The sequence below is a fragment of the Limnohabitans sp. genome, from assembly GCF_046052825.1.
Lineage (GTDB): Bacteria > Pseudomonadota > Gammaproteobacteria > Burkholderiales > Burkholderiaceae_C > Limnohabitans.
The window spans coordinates 35,257-49,652 of the sequence record NZ_JAVLFP010000107.1 but is presented as its reverse complement, the minus strand read 5'-3'; the positions used below and the strand labels follow the sequence as shown (position 1 = coordinate 49,652).

Genomic DNA, 14,396 nt, shown 5'->3' with positions numbered 1-14,396 from the left:
TCTAGCTTCGTCGGCAGCGTCAGATGTGTATAAGAGACAGGTCATGGCCTTGTTAGACGGTAAGGTGTGCGTGGTCACCGGAGGCGCAGGCAGCATTGGCTTGGCCTCGGCCCAACGCTTTTTAGAAGAAGGCGGCAAGGTGATGTTGGTCGACCTTGACCCCAGCGCCTTGGATGCGGCGGTGCAAAGTTTGAACAGCCCGCATGTGTTTGCCTTTGCTTGCGATGTGACCGATGCGGCACGCGTGGCGGCTTCGTTTGAAGCGATCGTGGCCAAGTGGGGCAAGATCGATGTGATCTTCAGCAACGCGGGCAATGCAGGCCGCAATGCGCGTGTGGAGGAATACCCCGAAGACATTTTCGACACCACCTTGACGATCCATGCCAAGGGCGCTTTCTTGGCCTGCAAGTATGGGCTGCCGCACATGAACGATGGAGGCAGCATCATCATCACCTCCAGCATCTCAGGCGTGCGCGGTGGCGCGGGTGTGAACATGGCCTACGTGACGGCCAAGCATGCGCAAGTGGGTGTCATGCGTGTGGCCTCGCGCTCGGCGGCCTCGCGTGGCATTCGGGTCAACAGCATCCACCCTGGCCCGGTCGACAACGCGTTTCAAACCGGCATCGAAGTGGAGATGGGCAAGATGCTGGGCATCAACGTGACCGAGCAACTCAACCAAGCCGTGCCTTTGAAGCGGCATGCTTCAGCCCGCGAAATTGCGGGTGCGGTGCTGTACTTGGCCAGCGACTTGAGCACCTATGTCACGGGCACGGTGCACATGGTCGATGGCGGCTTGATGAGCTGAAGCCATGAAGCAACTCACTGGACGTGTGCCCGCAGAGGCGGTCAAAAAAATGACGCTCACCCGCTTGAGCCCCGAGCTCTTGCAGCGTTACCAACAACTCGACGATTTGACGGGCGCGGTGTCCGACGCGATGGACAACCTGGGGTTGTTAGGCGCCATTGCGGCCTCGACTTTGAAGCCCTCGTTGCAGGCGCAACGCATGGTGGGGCAAGCCGTGACGGTGCGCAATGTGGAGCGCCATGAGACCCCGCTGCGCAGCGCCGCCAGCAAGGTGGGCAAGATGGGCGAGCACGAGGCCTACAACCTGGCCGAGTCCGGCGATGTGGTGGTGATTCAGGGTTTGCTGGGCATCTCCAACATGGGCGGGCAGTCGGCCACCCTGGCGCACCGCGCAGGGTGTGCGGGGGCGGTGATCGATGGTTCGTACCGCGACCCCACGGTGTCGCGCGAGTTGGGCTTTCCGATTTGGGCGCAAGGCGTCACGCCCATCACGGGCAAGTGGCGTTTGGAGACGGTGGAGATCAATGGCAAGGTGCGGATTGCCAACGTGCAGGTGGACGCGGGTGACTTGGTGGTGGCCGATGAAGCGGGCGTGGTGTTTGTGCCATTCGCCCATGTGGAGGCGGTGCTCAAGGAGGCCGAGCACATTGACCAAGGCGACAGCCGCCAAAAGGCCGACATTGCCACGGGCGTGGACATCGCCACCCTGGCCAAAACCAAATACAAGTGACGGGTTTCGACATGCAAGCTGAAATCAATGCCAGCCTTCAATGCGTGGTGCAAGGTGCCGACATCTTGGGCGAGGTGCCGCTGTGGTGTGACCGCACGCGCCAGTTGTGGTGGGTCGATGTGCGTCGGCCTGCGGTGCAGTCGTACGACCCGGCCACCGGTGCCCACCGCGCGTGGCGTTTGGCCCCGGAGATGGTGACGGGCTCGATTGCGCTGCGCGAATCGGGTGGCTTGGTGTTGGCCACACCGGGTGGTTTTTACGGCTACAACCCGGCGCAGCCCTTGGCCCCGTCGTTGATTTTCGACCCCGGACTGGGTGGCGCGGGCATGCGACTGAACGACGGCAAGTGCGACCGCCGTGGCCGCTTTTGGGCAGGCAGCATGCACGACACGGTGCGCGAACCCCACGGCGTGCTGTACCGCCTGGACCCGGACCACAGCTGCCACGCCATGCTCGATGGCTTTGTCTTGCCCAATGCCTTGTGCTGGAGCCCGGACGACAAGACCATGTACTTTGCCGACACGCACAACCAAATGATGTGGGCCTTTGATTACGACTTGGACGACGGCGCGATCTCCAACCGCCGTGTGTTCAAAGACTGGACGCACCAACTGGGTCGCCCCGATGGGGCCACGGTGGATGCCGAGGGCTGTGTCTGGCACACCATGGTGGCCACGGGGCATTTGGTGCGGCTCGACCCCAAGGGGCGCGTGGACCGCGTGATCCAACTGCCTGTGACCAACCCCACTTGCCCGGCTTTTGGTGGCGAGGGCTTGCGCACCTTGTACATCACCAGCCACTCGCAGCGCATTGCGCCTGAGCGGCTGGCGGCAGAGCCTTGGGCCGGTGCCTTGCTGAGTTTGGATGTGGGGGTGGCAGGTTTGCCCGAGCCGCGTTACCAAGGCTGAGCCGCGCGGCATGGCTGGCTTGTGAACTCTTCGATCACTCTTTCAACTTTGGAACACGTATGCGACGCAACACTCTGAAACTTTGGCTGCTGGGCAGCGCAGCGCTGTGTCTGGGCATGTCAGCGTATGCGGCAGACGCGCTCAAAATCATCGTGCCATTTGCTGCCGGTGGGCCGGCCGATCAAATTGCCCGCATCATCACGCCCGCACTCAGCACCGCCTTGGGCAAACCCGTGGTGGTGGACAACCGGGGCGGGGCAGGGGGCACGGTGGGTGTGTCGGCGGCGGTGAAGTCGGTGCCCGATGGACAAACCATTGTGTTGACCACTTCCAGCTTGGTGCTGAGTGCAGGCACCACGGCCAATTTACCTTACAACCCACGCAAAGACTTGGAGCCGGTGTATTTGCTGGGTGAGGTGCAAACCATGTTGGCGGTGCGGCCCTCGCTGGGGGTGAACAACCTGGCTGAGCTGGTGGCCAAAGCCAAAGCCAACAAACTCAATTACGGCTCCACTGGAGTAGGCGGCACCATGCACGTGGGGGCCGAGTTGTTCAGCAAGGTGGCCGATGCGCCCATGGTGCACATCCCGTACCGGGGTGCGGCACCGGCCTTGGTCGATTTGATGTCGGGTACGCTGGATGTGGTGAACGCCGATGTGCCAGTGCTCAAGGCCTACATCAAGGACGGACGCGTCAAAGGCCTGGTGATTTTTGACACCAAGCGCTCGCCCCATTTGCCCGATGTGCCCACCGCCGCAGAGGCGGGCATGCCACTGTTGCAGATGACCAATTGGTACGGCGTGTTGGTGCCTGCGGGTGTGCCCGCTGACGTGCGCCAAAAGCTGGCCCAAGCGCTGGCCCAAGTGGTGGCGCAACCCGAGGTGGCGGCCAAGCTGGCCGAGGCGGGGTTCAGCCATCCGCGTGACAGCGCAGGCTTCAAAGCGCGCTTGGACGCAGACTTTGACCGCTGGATTCCTTGGCTCAAAGAAGCCAAGATTCAAACCGATTGATGCATGCAAGCACGCCCATGATTTACGAACAACGCACCTACACCTTGCCGCACGGGCAAATGGACGAGTACCTGGCCCGCTTTGAAGCCGAAGGCTTGCCGCTGGAGATGAAGTACCTGGGGCGTTTGCTGGGCTTTTATGTGACCGAGATTGGCACCCTCAACCAAGTGGTGCACATCTGGGTCTACGACAGCATGGCCGACCGAGAGCAACGCCGCGCCGCGATGGACGCTGACCCCGAATGGCAGGCCTTCAAGGTGCGCAATCGGGGCAGCTTTGTGGCGCAAGAGGTCAAGATCATGCGGCCCACCAAGTTCTCACCGCATTGGGTGTGAATCACATGGGCGGCGCAAAGCCGTTGCGCCCAACCGTCACGCGCACGGCCGTGGGTTGACCGTCTTTGACCTGGGCCACCACCATCACCTTGGCGCCTGGGATCAGCAACACGTTTTCCTCTGGCTTGGCTGGGCGGATGGTGACGATGGGCGTGCCCGCTGGCACCAGCAAGCGCTTTTCGCCGTCTTTGTATTTCAGCAGCAGCTCTTGACCGCCGGGCATCTGGCTGGGGGCCACGGCCAGGCTGGCCACGGTGGCGTTGGTCATGGTGCTTTGCGGTTGCAAGTCCCAGGCGTAATGGCCTTCACCGGTGCCACGTGCGGCCTCAGGAAACACCAACACTTCCAAGGCCAGCTGAGATCCATCGGCCTGGGGCATGGCGGCCGAGCCGATGAAGCTGCCCACTTGGATGTCTTTCAGCGCGATGGGCAGCACCTCAGACACCGGCATGTCGGCAGGGCGCACCAAGGTGACCACCTCTCCGCTGCGGTCTTTCACCACCAGTTGGGTGGGGCTGACTTGTTCGATCGTGCCGCGCACGCGCACTGGCGCGGAGGGGCTGGCGGTTTGCGCGTGAACGCACAGGGTGAGGCAAGACAAAAAGCCTGCGATGAGCATGCGTGGGAACATGGCAACTCCTAGAAGGAAACAGTGGGGGGTACCCGGACGATACAAGGTTTCAGGGGGGTGCGTTGGCGTCGATCCCAGACCAGGCCTCGCACGCGTTGAACGCTTTGACTTCGGGGTAATGTTCCATGCGTTGGAATTTACGCATGAGCACCGTGCTTTGGAAATACTGCAGGCCGCAGCGCAAGCCGGTGCTGGCCGAATAGGAAGGCATCACGTAGCGGCACGACTGGCATCGCGGGTTGCTGGGGTGCTGCGATTCCAGTTGGGACATGCTGTACCGCTAGGCTTTGACGGGTTTGCAGTCTCCGCACATGAACATGCTTTGGTTGAGCAAGCGCTTGAAGGTGCCCAAGGCCCTGGGCTTGTGCAGGCCGCATTTGTAGCAGCTCATGCTGGCCGCCGTGTGGCCAGAACCACCGAACGGAGATCCCCCGGCTTTGGATTTGTAGCGAAGTCCGTCGCTGGCGATCTTGGTGGTTTCATCTCTGCTCATGGTGCGAATTTTAGGTGAAATGTGTTCAGGGTAAGTGCCTAGGCTTTTGCAGGCCCCAAACCCCCTTCAAATTTGCCGGTGCAAGACGGCGCGACGCATCATGTCGCAGAAGTATTCGGCCGCCGGTGTGAGGGGCAAACCACTGCGGCGCACCAAGCAAATGGGGGGGGCGGGCAAGACTTCGCGCACCGGGATGGCTTGCACCATGTTGCTCAAGGGCAGGGATTGCGTCCACTGCACGGGCAACATCATCAGCAAATCAGAGTTGACCAAGGCCACCAAAAAAGTGAGGGTCGAATGGCCTTGCATGACCAGTTTGGGCGCGGGCAAGCCATGCTGGGCAAACAAGGGGCCGAGTTCTTCTTCGGCGATGTGGGTCACCGAGGTGGTGATCCACTCCGCATCGGCCAACTCGGCCAAGGACTGCGCATGGGCCAAGGGGTGGCCTTTGCGGCCAAAAATCATGCGCGTGTTGTCAAACAGTTTTTCACGGGTCAGCTCAGGTGCCAATGCGCCTGGGTCGGGACCCATGTAACAGTCGACGCGGCTTTCTTTGAGGTCGGCTTCGATGGCGGGGTACATCGCATCCCGAATTTCAATCGTGACGTGGGGGTAGCGCTCACGAAACGGACGCAAGGCCAGAGGCAGCAAGGCGATGTGCGGCACGCTGGAGAGCGCCACGGTCAGGCGACCATGGGTTTCGCCGCGCAGTTGGTCGAGCTCTTCTTGGGCCAGGCGCAGTTCGTTGCGCACCGCACTGGCGCGGCGCAAAAACACCGAACCCATGGGCGTGAGCTGCACGCCGCTGGGGCTGCGTTCAAACAAGACCACGCCGAGTTCTCGCTCCAGCTCTTGGATGCTGCGGCTGATGGCGGGTTGTGAGCCATTGAGTTGACGGGCCGCGGCACGCAAGCTGCCGCGTTCGGCCACGGCCAAGAAGTCACGCACGGCGCTGAACTTCATGCCGCGAGACGTGCTGAAGTCGGCCGCCCCAAGACATAGGGAAAACGAGAGAGATCGAATTTAGGCATCGTCATTGAAATATTGTCATCTTCTCGCATCACTGGGTCATCCGTACCATCCCTAGCATTTGAAACTTGGAGACCGTACATGGGTGATTCGTTGTTGAAGACGGGGGTGTTGATTGTCGGTGCTGGCCCTGTGGGCTTGGCCTTGGCGATTGAGTTGGGCCACCGCTCGATTCCTTGTGTGCTGATTGAACGCAACGAACGGGTGGGCTACGCACCGCGTGCCAAGACCACCAATGTGCGCACCCGCGAACACTTTCGCCGTTGGGGCATTGCCGACACCCTGCGGGCGGCGTCTCCGTTTGGCATGTATTACCCCTCGAATGTGGTGTTTTGTACCAGTTTGGGGGGGCACGAGTTGACGCGCTTTGAGAACGCCATGTACTGCGCGCCCGGGCGCAACCCCTTGTACTCAGAGCATGGCCAATGGATTCCGCAGTACACGGTGGAAGAAGTCATGCGCGAGCATGCACAGTCTTTGCCGAATGTGGACTTGCGGTTCAACACCGAGTTGACGACTTTTGAACAAGACGGTGATGGCGTGCACGCGGTGGTGCGTGACCTCAAGCGCAACCAGACCCTCACCATCGAGGCCAAGTTCATGGTGGGATCGGACGGCTCGCGCAGCGTGGTGCGCGAGGGCATTGGCGCCAAGATGGAAGGCACCCGGGGTTTGTCGCGCAACTACAACGTGGTGTTCAAGGCCCCTGGCTTGGCGGAGAAACAAAAACACGGCCCCGCCATCATGTACTGGCAGGTCAATGCCGAAGCCCCCAGCTTGATCGGTCCGATGGACCAAGGTGACAAGTGGTTCTTCATGCCCACGGGCATGAAAGAGGGCAGCAAGCTGGATGTGGCGAACACGCCAGATTTGATCCGCAAAGCCACGGGCATCGACTTGCCCTACGAGGTGTTGTCCACCGACGAGTGGGTGGCCAGTCGCTTGTTGGCCAACAACTACCGCGACCGCCGGGTGTTTTTGGCGGGCGACGCCTGCCACTTGCATCCACCGTTTGGTGGCTACGGCATGAACATGGGCGTGGCCGACGGGGTGGACCTGGGTTGGAAGATCGCCGCTGTCTTGCAAGGCTGGGGCGGCCCTGAGTTGCTCGACAGCTACGAGCAAGAGCGCAAGCCCGTGCACAACATGGTGTTGGACGAGGCGGTGGCCAACCACGCCATGTTGGGCAACCAACTGTGGAAAGAGGGCTTGGATGGTGACAACGCCGAGGGCGCTGCGATGCGCCGCGAGGTGGGTGCGGTCATCCAAGCGGGCAAGTTGCGCGAGTTCACCACGCTGGGCGTGATGTTGGGTTACCGCTATGAGCACTCACCCGTGATCGTGGCCGATGGCACACGCGCACCGGGCCACGATTACATCAACTACGTGCCCACGTCTCGCCCGGGTTCGTTGGCGCCTCACGCGTGGTTGCACGATGGCTCGTCCTTGTTCGACCACTTTGGGCTTGGCTTCACCTTGTTGGCGTCCAAAGACGCACCGTCTGAAGCGATGGACCAAGCCCGCATTCAGGCCCGCGCTGCCGGTGTGCCACTGACCGTGATTCAGCCGCAAGAGTCTGGCATTGCCGATTTGTACCCCACCCGCTTCACACTGATTCGCCCCGACCAACACGTGGCCTGGCGGGCCGATGCCTGGCCGCATGCCAGCGCTGGCTTGTTTGAAAAGATCAGTGGCCGCGCCCCGTCATTGACCACCGCAGGAGTCTGAGCATGTCTTCCATCCCCGCCCTCGCATCACGCCGTACCGGTGTGTTGGCCGTTCACTCGGTCGACCGATTTGTCTACACCGTGCCTGACTTGGGCGTGGCCATCAAGTTCTACACCGACTTTGGTTTCGATGTTCGCCCAGTCGACCAGCGCTTGGATTTGTACACCTTTGGCCACGACCACTGTTGGGCGTCGGTGTTTGAAGCGGGCGAGCGCAAGCAGCTGCAATATGTGCGCTACGGCATCTTTGCCGAAGACGTGGCTGCATTTGAACAGCGCGTGAAAGACTTAGGAATTGGCTGCGAGCCGCACCCCCTGGGCAGCACCGATGGCATCTGGCTGCGCAACCCCGATGGCACGCCGGTTCAGTTGTGGGTGGCGCCAAAGGTATCGCCCTCGGCCAAGTCCACGCCTACGCCGAAGAAAGCTGTGCCCCCAGGCCAAGGGGCCGCGCCGAGTCGCAGCCAGGTGGTGCCGACCCGGCCGAAACATTTGTCTCACGTGTTGTTCTTCAGCCCCGATGTGTTGCGCATGACACGCTTTGCCGAAGACGTGCTGGGCTTGCGTTTGTCCGACTCTTCCGGGGACATCATTGCCTTCATCCACACGCCGCACGGCAGCGACCACCACCTGATTGCCTTGGCCAAGTCACATGCACCGGGCTTGCACCACAGCAGCTGGGAGGTGGGCAGCATCGACGAGGTGGGCGTGGGGTCTGAGCAAATGCGCAACGCAGGTTGGACCCAGGGTTGGGGCTTTGGCCGTCACGTGCTGGGCTCGAATTACTTCTACTACGTGCGCGATCCCTGGGGCAGTTTTTGCGAGTACTCCCACGACATCGACTTTGTGCCCGCTAACTTGGATTGGCCTGCGGCCGACCATGCCGCAGAGGACTCGCTGTATGTCTGGGGCCCCACCATGCCCGAGGGCTTCATCACCAACCAAGAGCAGCCTTTGCCGGCCTGAGCAAGCCGGCGTGGCAAAGGCGGCGCGGGCGTCAAGCCTTGCGCACGTGCTGCCCTAAACGCTTGTACAAGCCCAAGGCGTTGTGTTGGTAGATCTTTTCTTTGTCTGCGTCACTCACCACCTGGGTGGCTTTGATGTATTCGTGCGTGTCATCGAAGTTGCGACCCGTCTTGGGGTCGACCGCACGCACGGCACCGATGGTTTCTGACGCAAACAACACATTGCCTGAGGGGATGACCTTCAACAGCAGGTCAATCCCGGGTTGGTGGTAGACGCAGGTGTCGAAATACAGGTTGTTGAACATGCGGGTGGTCAAGTCGCCCAAGCCCATGTCGATGGCCATGCCCTGGTAGCGACCCCAGTGGTAGGGCGCAGCGCCTCCGCCGTGCGGGATGATGAACTTGAGGCTAGGGTAGTCTTTGAAAAGATCCGACATCATGAATTGCACAAAAGCGGTGGTGTCGCCATTGATGTAATGCGTGGCCACGGCATTGAAGTGCGGGTTGCAGGAGCCACTGACGTGGATCATGACGGGCACGTCGAGTGCGACCAATTGGTCGTACAGCGGGTACCACCAGTCTTTGTCCCACAGCGGTGGGTCTGACCAATGGCCGCCCGAGGGATCAGGGTTGAGGTTGGCGCCCACAAAGCCCAGTTCTTGGATGCAGCGCTGGAGTTCGCGAAACACCGCCGCCCCTGGTTTTTGCCCCGTGACCTGTGGCAACTGGCAGACGCCCGCCAAGTGCTGGGGGAACATCTTGCAGGCGCGATCGACCAAGTTGTTGCAGTACTCGGCCCAGCGCACATTGGTGGCTTCGTCGCCAAATTGGTGGTCCATGCCAATGGCGCGGGGAGAGAACAGGGTCAGGTCGATGCCGCGTTCTTGCATGACCTTGAGTTGGTTTTCAGAGATGGCCGCGTGTATTTGCGCATCACTGATCTCTGGGGGATCTTCGGGCAAGCACTGGCCTGTGGCTTGGAAGTGCTCGACTTGCCGCGCCCGATAAGCCATGACTTCGGGCGGGGTGGTGGTGAAATGTCCGTGGCAATCAATGATCACGTGTCAGCTCCTGGTTGCGGTAGGTGACACAACGGCCACGATTTCGATTTGTATCAGCATACCGCCGGGCAGGTCGGTCACCACGGTGTGGCGAGCGGGGCGGTCGTGGGGGTCGGGGAAGCAGGCCAGCCACTCCACGTTCAACAACTCGCGCACGCTGTTGTCTTGGATGTAAGCCTTGACATGCACCACGTCGTCCAAGCTCGCGCCGCCGTTGCGCAACAGGGTGCGCAGGTGTTGGAACACAAACTTGGCTTGGCTGGCTGCGTCGCTGGGCAGGGTGTCGTTGGCCGGGTCGCGGCCCATGATGCCGGACGAATAAATCATGTCACCGACGCGCGCACCCATGGGAATGGGCGCGTTGCCATGCGTGATGCCATCGACTTCGATGGAGCGGGGTCTTCTGGGGGTCATAGATCAATCGCCTTGGTGGGAGTTGTGTTCAGTCAGTGGGGCAGGGGCAAGGCTGTTTTATAACGCACTTGCTTGAGGGCAAAGCTGGAGCGAATTTTTTCAATGCCCGGGATCGGGGTCAGTTGTTCCAGGATGAATTTTTCAAGCGCCGTCATGTCGGCGATCGCCACGCGGATCAAGTAGTCGCTGTCGCCGGTCATGAGGTAGCACTCCATCACCTCATCGTGTTCGGCAATGCGCTGTTCAAACTCGGCCAAGGCCGACTTGGATTGTTCTTTCAAACTGATCGAGATGAAGACCGACAAGTTCAAGCCCAGCGGCTTGGGGTTGACCAGGGCCACATAGCGGTCAATCACGCCCGCAGCTTCCAGGGCTTTGACGCGGGTCAGGCACGGAGAGGGTGACAAATGCACCCGTTTCGCCAGTTCGATGTTGGTGAGCGAGCTGTCGTGTTGCAGCTCCGTCAAAATGCGCAGATCGGTGGTGTCTAAATTCATTTTGTGCTTCAAAAGTAATGAATCGAGGCATTTTATTTTGTATTTGGGCTAAATCTTCACGAAAACGACAGCCTATTTGGGACGTTTTTTTTTACAGTCGTTGCCATGACAGACCACAGCCTTCACCCTTTCTTGGCCGCCGCCAGCAGCGATGCCGACCCCTTTGAAACTGCCGAGTGGCGCGACGCCTTTTTGTCGCTGGTGGCCACCCAGGGCCCTGAGCGGGCGCGTTTCATCTTGGACAACTTGGTGCATCTGGCCAACACCTCCCAGGTGCAGTGGCAGCCTGAGTTGGTCACGCCCTATGTCAACAGCGTGGCGGTGGAGCAGCAACCTGCGTTTCCGGGCGACTTGGCGATGGAAGAACGCTTGGGCTCGCTGATGCGCTGGAACGCGCTGGCCATGGTGGCCAAGGCCAATGCCGCTTACGGTGAGTTGGGTGGCCACATTGCCAGCTATGCCAGCGCCGCCGATTTGTTTGAGGTGGGCTTCAACCACTTCTTCCATGCACGCAACGCGGCGCACGGCGGTGACTTGGTGTTTTTCCAACCCCACAGCGCACCCGGCGTCTATGCACGGGCTTACCTGGAAGGGCGCCTGAGCGAAGCCGACTTGTCGCACTACCGCCAAGAACTCACAGCCCCCGAGGGCGTGCGCGGGTTGAGCAGCTATCCGCACCCCTGGCTGATGCCTGATTTTTGGCAGTTCCCCACCGGCTCGATGGGCATAGGCCCCATCAGCTCGATCTACCACGCGCGCTTCATGCGCTACCTCTCACACCGCCAGTTGCAAGACTGTGGCGCACGCAAGGTCTGGGGCGTGTTTGGTGACGGCGAGATGGACGAGCCCGAGAGCATGAGCGCGTTGACACTGGCCTCGCGTGAAAAGCTCGACAACCTGGTGTGGGTGGTCAACTGCAATTTGCAGCGCTTGGACGGGCCGGTGCGCGGTAACGGCCGCATCATCGACGAATTGGAGCGCCTGTTCCGTGGTGCGGGCTGGAACGTGATCAAGCTGGTGTGGGGCAGCGATTGGGATGGTTTGTTCGCACGCGACGTGACCGGCGCCTTGGTGCGGGCCCTGGCCGACACAGTGGACGGCCAAATGCAAACCTTTGCGGCCAAAGACGGGCGCTTCAACCGCGACACCTTCTTTGGTCAAAACGAAGAGTTGGCACGTTTGGCGCAAGGCATGACCGACGAGCAAATTGACCGCCTCAAACGCGGGGGGCATGACTTGGTCAAGATCCATGCGGCCTATGCCGCAGCGGCCAAGCACCAAGGGCAACCCACGGTGATCTTGGCCCACACCAAAAAAGGCTATGGCATGGGCGAGGCCGGGCAGGGCAAGATGACCACCCACAGCCAAAAGAAACTCGACGAGACGGCGTTGATCGAGTTCAGAAACCGCTTCAACTTGCCCTTGAGCGACGAACAAGCCACTGAGTTGCAGTTCTTCAAGCCTGCCGACGACAGCGCGGAGATGCATTACCTGCATGCGCAACGCCAACGCTTGGGCGGCTACATGCCGCAGCGCCAGACCCAAGCCGATGTCGTGCCCGTGCCGGCACTGGCCCAGTACGCCAACTTTGCGGTGAATGCCGCAGGCAAGGAAATGTCCACCACCATGGCGTTTGTGCGCTTGCTGGGCAACTTGCTCAAAGACCCCGCCTTGGGCCCACGCATCGTGCCCATCGTGGCCGATGAGGCGCGCACCTTTGGCATGGCCAACTTGTTCAAGCAGGTGGGCATTTATTCCAGCGTGGGCCAGCGCTACGAACCAGAAGACATTGGCTCGGTGCTGAGTTACCGCGAGGCCCTGGATGGCCAAATTTTGGAAGAGGGCATCAGCGAGGCTGGCGCCATTGCCAGTTGGACCGCTGCGGCCACCAGCTACAGCGTGCACGGCTTGGCCATGTTGCCGTTCTACATTTACTACTCGATGTTTGGTTTTCAGCGCGTGGGCGACGCCATTTGGGCCGCGGCTGATCAACGTGCACGGGGCTTCTTGCTGGGTGCCACCTCAGGGCGCACCACGCTGGGTGGGGAAGGCTTGCAACACCAAGATGGCAGCAGCCACTTGGTGGCAGCCACCATTCCGAATTGCCGTGCCTATGACCCGGCGTATGCGGGCGAGATGGCGGTGATCGTGGACCACGGCATGCGCGAGATGTTGGTCGAGCAGCGCGATGTTTTCTACTACGTCACCTTGATGAACGAAAACTATGCCCAACCGGATTTGCCCGCAGGTGTTGAATCAGAGGTGATCCGGGGTTGCTACAAGTTCAAAGCCTTCGAGGTGCCTCAAGCCAACGCGCCACGCGTGACCTTGATGGGCTCAGGCGCGATCTTGACCGAGGTGGTCAAAGCGGCTGAGCAACTGGCGGCACAGGGCATTGCCAGCGATGTCTACAGCGTCACCAGCTGGAGCGAGCTGGCGCGTGATGGTGTGGCGTGCGAAGAACGGGCCTTGGCAGGCGACAGCAGCCCGGGCGTGCCGTTTTTGGCGCAACAGTTGGCCACCAGCCAGGGCCCCATCGTGGCCGCCACCGACTATGTGCGTGCGGTCCCAGAGAGTGTGCGCGCCTACCTGCCAGCAGGGCGTCGTTACCTGAGCTTGGGCACCGACGGGTTTGGCCGCAGCGACACGCGGGCGGCTTTGCGGGCCTTCTTCCATGTGGATGCGGCCAGCATTGTCAACGCGGCGCTGCACGCATTGGGTCAATGAACCTGGCGTGCAAGCGCTGAGTGAGGGGCCGCAAGCCCACGCACTCAGACGAACTCAAGGCAGGGTGTGTTGCAGGGCGCGGTTGAAGTAGCTCAAGTCCAAAAACTTGTCGGGTGCCGGTGCTTTGCCGCCCCATTGGCCTTCGATCTCGGCACGCAAGGCCAAGACGTTTTTGAAGCCCTGCATGTCGAGCGCGCAGTCTTTGGACAGGCCGCTGCCTGAGGGGTCGTTCAAGGCTTGGTAGGTCAACTCGGCTTTGTTGGCGTCGAGTTTCAACTCACGCGACAGCACCTTGAGGGTGAGTGCTTTTTGTGCGGGGTCTTGGGCCGCGCGGCAGCCTTCGATGTAGGCCGCGACATAACGCTCCACCGCAGAGGCGTTGGCCGCAGCCCAGGGGCGCATCACAAAGATGCCACCGGCTTGGTAGGGACCGTACAAGGCCGTGGTGGTGCCCAAGCTTTTGGCGCCACGCTCTTTGGCCAAGAAGTTCCAGGGTGGGTTGAGCAGCGTCGAAGCGCCCGCAGGACTGTCCAAGCCTTTGAAGCGGTTTTCTGAACCCCCCAGTGGATCGATCTTGTAGTCTTTGCCTTCCACCAAGCCTGCGTCTTTGAGGATTTTGCGGCCAATCAGGGCGTAGGCCGTGTCGGGTGCGTCCACCACATAGGTGCGCCCACGCATGTCAGAGGGTTTGTGGATGTCTTGGCGCACCAGCATTTCGTTCATGCCACCGTCGCCACCCGACAAAATGACGACATCTTTTTTGGCCACTTCAATCATGGCGATCGCGTTGTCGACGGCCGCATGGGCGATTTCAAATTTGCCTTCGGCCAAACCGGCACGTTGCTGCTCGGAGTTGGGGGTGAACTGCATCACCGGTGTGATGCCACGGCGTGCAAAGTAACCTTTTTCCATCGCCATGTAGATGGGGATGTTGCTGGCGCCACGGAACACATTGACGCGCAAGGTGACGGGGTCATTGGCGGGGGCTTGCACCACCGGGTTGCTGCTGCAGGCAGCGAGGGTCAAAGCCACGGCGGCTGTGATGAGTTTGTACATAAAACCTT

Annotated in this window: 16 protein-coding genes; 8 read left to right on the top strand and 8 right to left on the bottom strand. The window is 60.8% G+C overall.

The window, feature by feature from the left end; genetic code table 11:
- The 5 genes from ACKWJN_RS17565 to ACKWJN_RS17545 all read left to right on the top strand — a co-directional run.
- The coding region (locus ACKWJN_RS17565; RefSeq protein ID WP_408599066.1) for an SDR family NAD(P)-dependent oxidoreductase at positions 1-805 on the top strand (805 nt) is incomplete at its 5' end.
- Between the two features lie 4 nt (positions 806-809).
- A complete protein-coding gene (locus tag ACKWJN_RS17560; protein WP_408599064.1) occupies positions 810-1,535 on the top strand; it encodes an RraA family protein in 726 nt (241 codons plus the stop codon).
- 11 nt (positions 1,536-1,546) lie between these two features.
- Positions 1,547-2,443 (top strand): SMP-30/gluconolactonase/LRE family protein, encoded by an 897-nt coding sequence (locus tag ACKWJN_RS17555; protein ID WP_408599063.1) that lies wholly within the window; start codon positions 1,547-1,549, stop codon positions 2,441-2,443.
- A 59-nt stretch (positions 2,444-2,502) separates the two neighbouring features.
- A complete protein-coding gene (locus tag ACKWJN_RS17550; RefSeq protein WP_408599061.1) occupies positions 2,503-3,453 on the top strand; it encodes a Bug family tripartite tricarboxylate transporter substrate binding protein in 951 nt (316 codons plus the stop codon).
- Positions 3,454-3,470: 17 nt separating this feature from the next.
- Positions 3,471-3,788, top strand: coding sequence for an NIPSNAP family protein (locus ACKWJN_RS17545; protein WP_408599059.1), 318 nt, complete (start codon positions 3,471-3,473; stop codon positions 3,786-3,788).
- Between the two features lies 1 nt (position 3,789).
- On the opposite strand, the gene ACKWJN_RS17540 is transcribed toward ACKWJN_RS17545, so the two are convergent.
- The 4 genes from ACKWJN_RS17540 to ACKWJN_RS17525 form a co-directional block, all read right to left on the bottom strand.
- The gene (locus tag ACKWJN_RS17540) at positions 3,790-4,419 is read right to left on the bottom strand and encodes a hypothetical protein (RefSeq protein ID WP_408599057.1); all 630 of its coding nucleotides are present in this window, start codon (positions 4,417-4,419) and stop codon (positions 3,790-3,792) included.
- A gap of 49 nt (positions 4,420-4,468) precedes the next feature.
- Positions 4,469-4,690, bottom strand: a complete 222-nt coding sequence (locus ACKWJN_RS17535; RefSeq protein ID WP_408599056.1) for a hypothetical protein — start codon at positions 4,688-4,690, stop codon at positions 4,469-4,471.
- 9 nt (positions 4,691-4,699) lie between these two features.
- Positions 4,700-4,912 carry a hypothetical protein gene (locus ACKWJN_RS17530; protein ID WP_100144423.1) on the bottom strand — a complete coding sequence of 71 codons (213 nt, stop codon included), beginning with the start codon at positions 4,910-4,912 and terminating at the stop codon, positions 4,700-4,702.
- 66 nt (positions 4,913-4,978) lie between these two features.
- Positions 4,979-5,875, bottom strand: coding sequence for a LysR family transcriptional regulator (locus ACKWJN_RS17525; RefSeq protein WP_408599054.1), 897 nt, complete (start codon positions 5,873-5,875; stop codon positions 4,979-4,981).
- Positions 5,876-6,022: 147 nt separating this feature from the next.
- Between ACKWJN_RS17525 and ACKWJN_RS17520 the strand changes: the two genes are divergently transcribed.
- Both ACKWJN_RS17520 and ACKWJN_RS17515 read left to right on the top strand, forming a co-directional pair.
- On the top strand, positions 6,023-7,669 hold the full coding sequence (locus tag ACKWJN_RS17520; RefSeq protein WP_408599053.1) for an FAD-dependent monooxygenase: 1,647 nt from the start codon (positions 6,023-6,025) through the stop codon (positions 7,667-7,669).
- Between the two features lie 2 nt (positions 7,670-7,671).
- Positions 7,672-8,634, top strand: coding sequence for a VOC family protein (locus ACKWJN_RS17515; RefSeq protein ID WP_408599051.1), 963 nt, complete (start codon positions 7,672-7,674; stop codon positions 8,632-8,634).
- 31 nt (positions 8,635-8,665) lie between these two features.
- Here the strand turns inward: ACKWJN_RS17515 and ACKWJN_RS17510 are convergent, their stop codons facing one another.
- From ACKWJN_RS17510 to ACKWJN_RS17500, 3 genes are read right to left on the bottom strand one after another with little or no spacing between them, the layout of a single operon-like run.
- On the bottom strand, positions 8,666-9,694 hold the full coding sequence (locus ACKWJN_RS17510; protein WP_408599050.1) for an amidohydrolase family protein: 1,029 nt from the start codon (positions 9,692-9,694) through the stop codon (positions 8,666-8,668).
- A 3-nt stretch (positions 9,695-9,697) separates the two neighbouring features.
- The gene (locus ACKWJN_RS17505) at positions 9,698-10,108 is read right to left on the bottom strand and encodes a RidA family protein (RefSeq protein WP_408599048.1); all 411 of its coding nucleotides are present in this window, start codon (positions 10,106-10,108) and stop codon (positions 9,698-9,700) included.
- Positions 10,109-10,140: 32 nt separating this feature from the next.
- Positions 10,141-10,605 carry an Lrp/AsnC family transcriptional regulator gene (locus tag ACKWJN_RS17500; protein WP_408599047.1) on the bottom strand — a complete coding sequence of 155 codons (465 nt, stop codon included), beginning with the start codon at positions 10,603-10,605 and terminating at the stop codon, positions 10,141-10,143.
- Positions 10,606-10,710: 105 nt separating this feature from the next.
- On the opposite strand from ACKWJN_RS17500, the gene mdeB reads away from it, so the two are divergent.
- Positions 10,711-13,332: an alpha-ketoglutarate dehydrogenase gene (gene mdeB, locus ACKWJN_RS17495; RefSeq protein WP_408599045.1), complete on the top strand. Its 2,622-nt coding sequence runs from the start codon at positions 10,711-10,713 to the stop codon at positions 13,330-13,332.
- A gap of 54 nt (positions 13,333-13,386) precedes the next feature.
- Here the strand turns inward: mdeB and ACKWJN_RS17490 are convergent, their stop codons facing one another.
- Positions 13,387-14,388: an ABC transporter substrate-binding protein gene (locus ACKWJN_RS17490; protein ID WP_408599043.1), complete on the bottom strand. Its 1,002-nt coding sequence runs from the start codon at positions 14,386-14,388 to the stop codon at positions 13,387-13,389.
- Between the last annotated feature and the right edge of the window lie 8 nt (positions 14,389-14,396).

What these genes read in the sequence shown, in the direction of transcription:
- ACKWJN_RS17530 (WP_100144423.1), bottom strand. Translation starts at nt 4,912, where the DNA reads ATGAGCAGAGATGAAACCACCAAGATCGCCAGCGACGGACTTCGCTAC.
- ACKWJN_RS17540 (WP_408599057.1), bottom strand. Translation starts at nt 4,419, where the DNA reads ATGTTCCCACGCATGCTCATCGCAGGCTTTTTGTCTTGCCTCACCCTG.
- ACKWJN_RS17560 (WP_408599064.1), top strand. Translation starts at nt 810, where the DNA reads ATGAAGCAACTCACTGGACGTGTGCCCGCAGAGGCGGTCAAAAAAATG.
- ACKWJN_RS17535 (WP_408599056.1), bottom strand. Translation starts at nt 4,690, where the DNA reads ATGTCCCAACTGGAATCGCAGCACCCCAGCAACCCGCGATGCCAGTCG.
- ACKWJN_RS17500 (WP_408599047.1), bottom strand. Translation starts at nt 10,605, where the DNA reads ATGAATTTAGACACCACCGATCTGCGCATTTTGACGGAGCTGCAACAC.
- ACKWJN_RS17490 (WP_408599043.1), bottom strand. Translation starts at nt 14,388, where the DNA reads ATGTACAAACTCATCACAGCCGCCGTGGCTTTGACCCTCGCTGCCTGC.
- ACKWJN_RS17545 (WP_408599059.1), top strand. Translation starts at nt 3,471, where the DNA reads ATGATTTACGAACAACGCACCTACACCTTGCCGCACGGGCAAATGGAC.
- ACKWJN_RS17515 (WP_408599051.1), top strand. Translation starts at nt 7,672, where the DNA reads ATGTCTTCCATCCCCGCCCTCGCATCACGCCGTACCGGTGTGTTGGCC.
- ACKWJN_RS17520 (WP_408599053.1), top strand. Translation starts at nt 6,023, where the DNA reads ATGGGTGATTCGTTGTTGAAGACGGGGGTGTTGATTGTCGGTGCTGGC.
- mdeB (WP_408599045.1), top strand. Translation starts at nt 10,711, where the DNA reads ATGACAGACCACAGCCTTCACCCTTTCTTGGCCGCCGCCAGCAGCGAT.
- ACKWJN_RS17505 (WP_408599048.1), bottom strand. Translation starts at nt 10,108, where the DNA reads ATGACCCCCAGAAGACCCCGCTCCATCGAAGTCGATGGCATCACGCAT.
- ACKWJN_RS17555 (WP_408599063.1), top strand. Translation starts at nt 1,547, where the DNA reads ATGCAAGCTGAAATCAATGCCAGCCTTCAATGCGTGGTGCAAGGTGCC.
- ACKWJN_RS17550 (WP_408599061.1), top strand. Translation starts at nt 2,503, where the DNA reads ATGCGACGCAACACTCTGAAACTTTGGCTGCTGGGCAGCGCAGCGCTG.
- ACKWJN_RS17525 (WP_408599054.1), bottom strand. Translation starts at nt 5,875, where the DNA reads ATGAAGTTCAGCGCCGTGCGTGACTTCTTGGCCGTGGCCGAACGCGGC.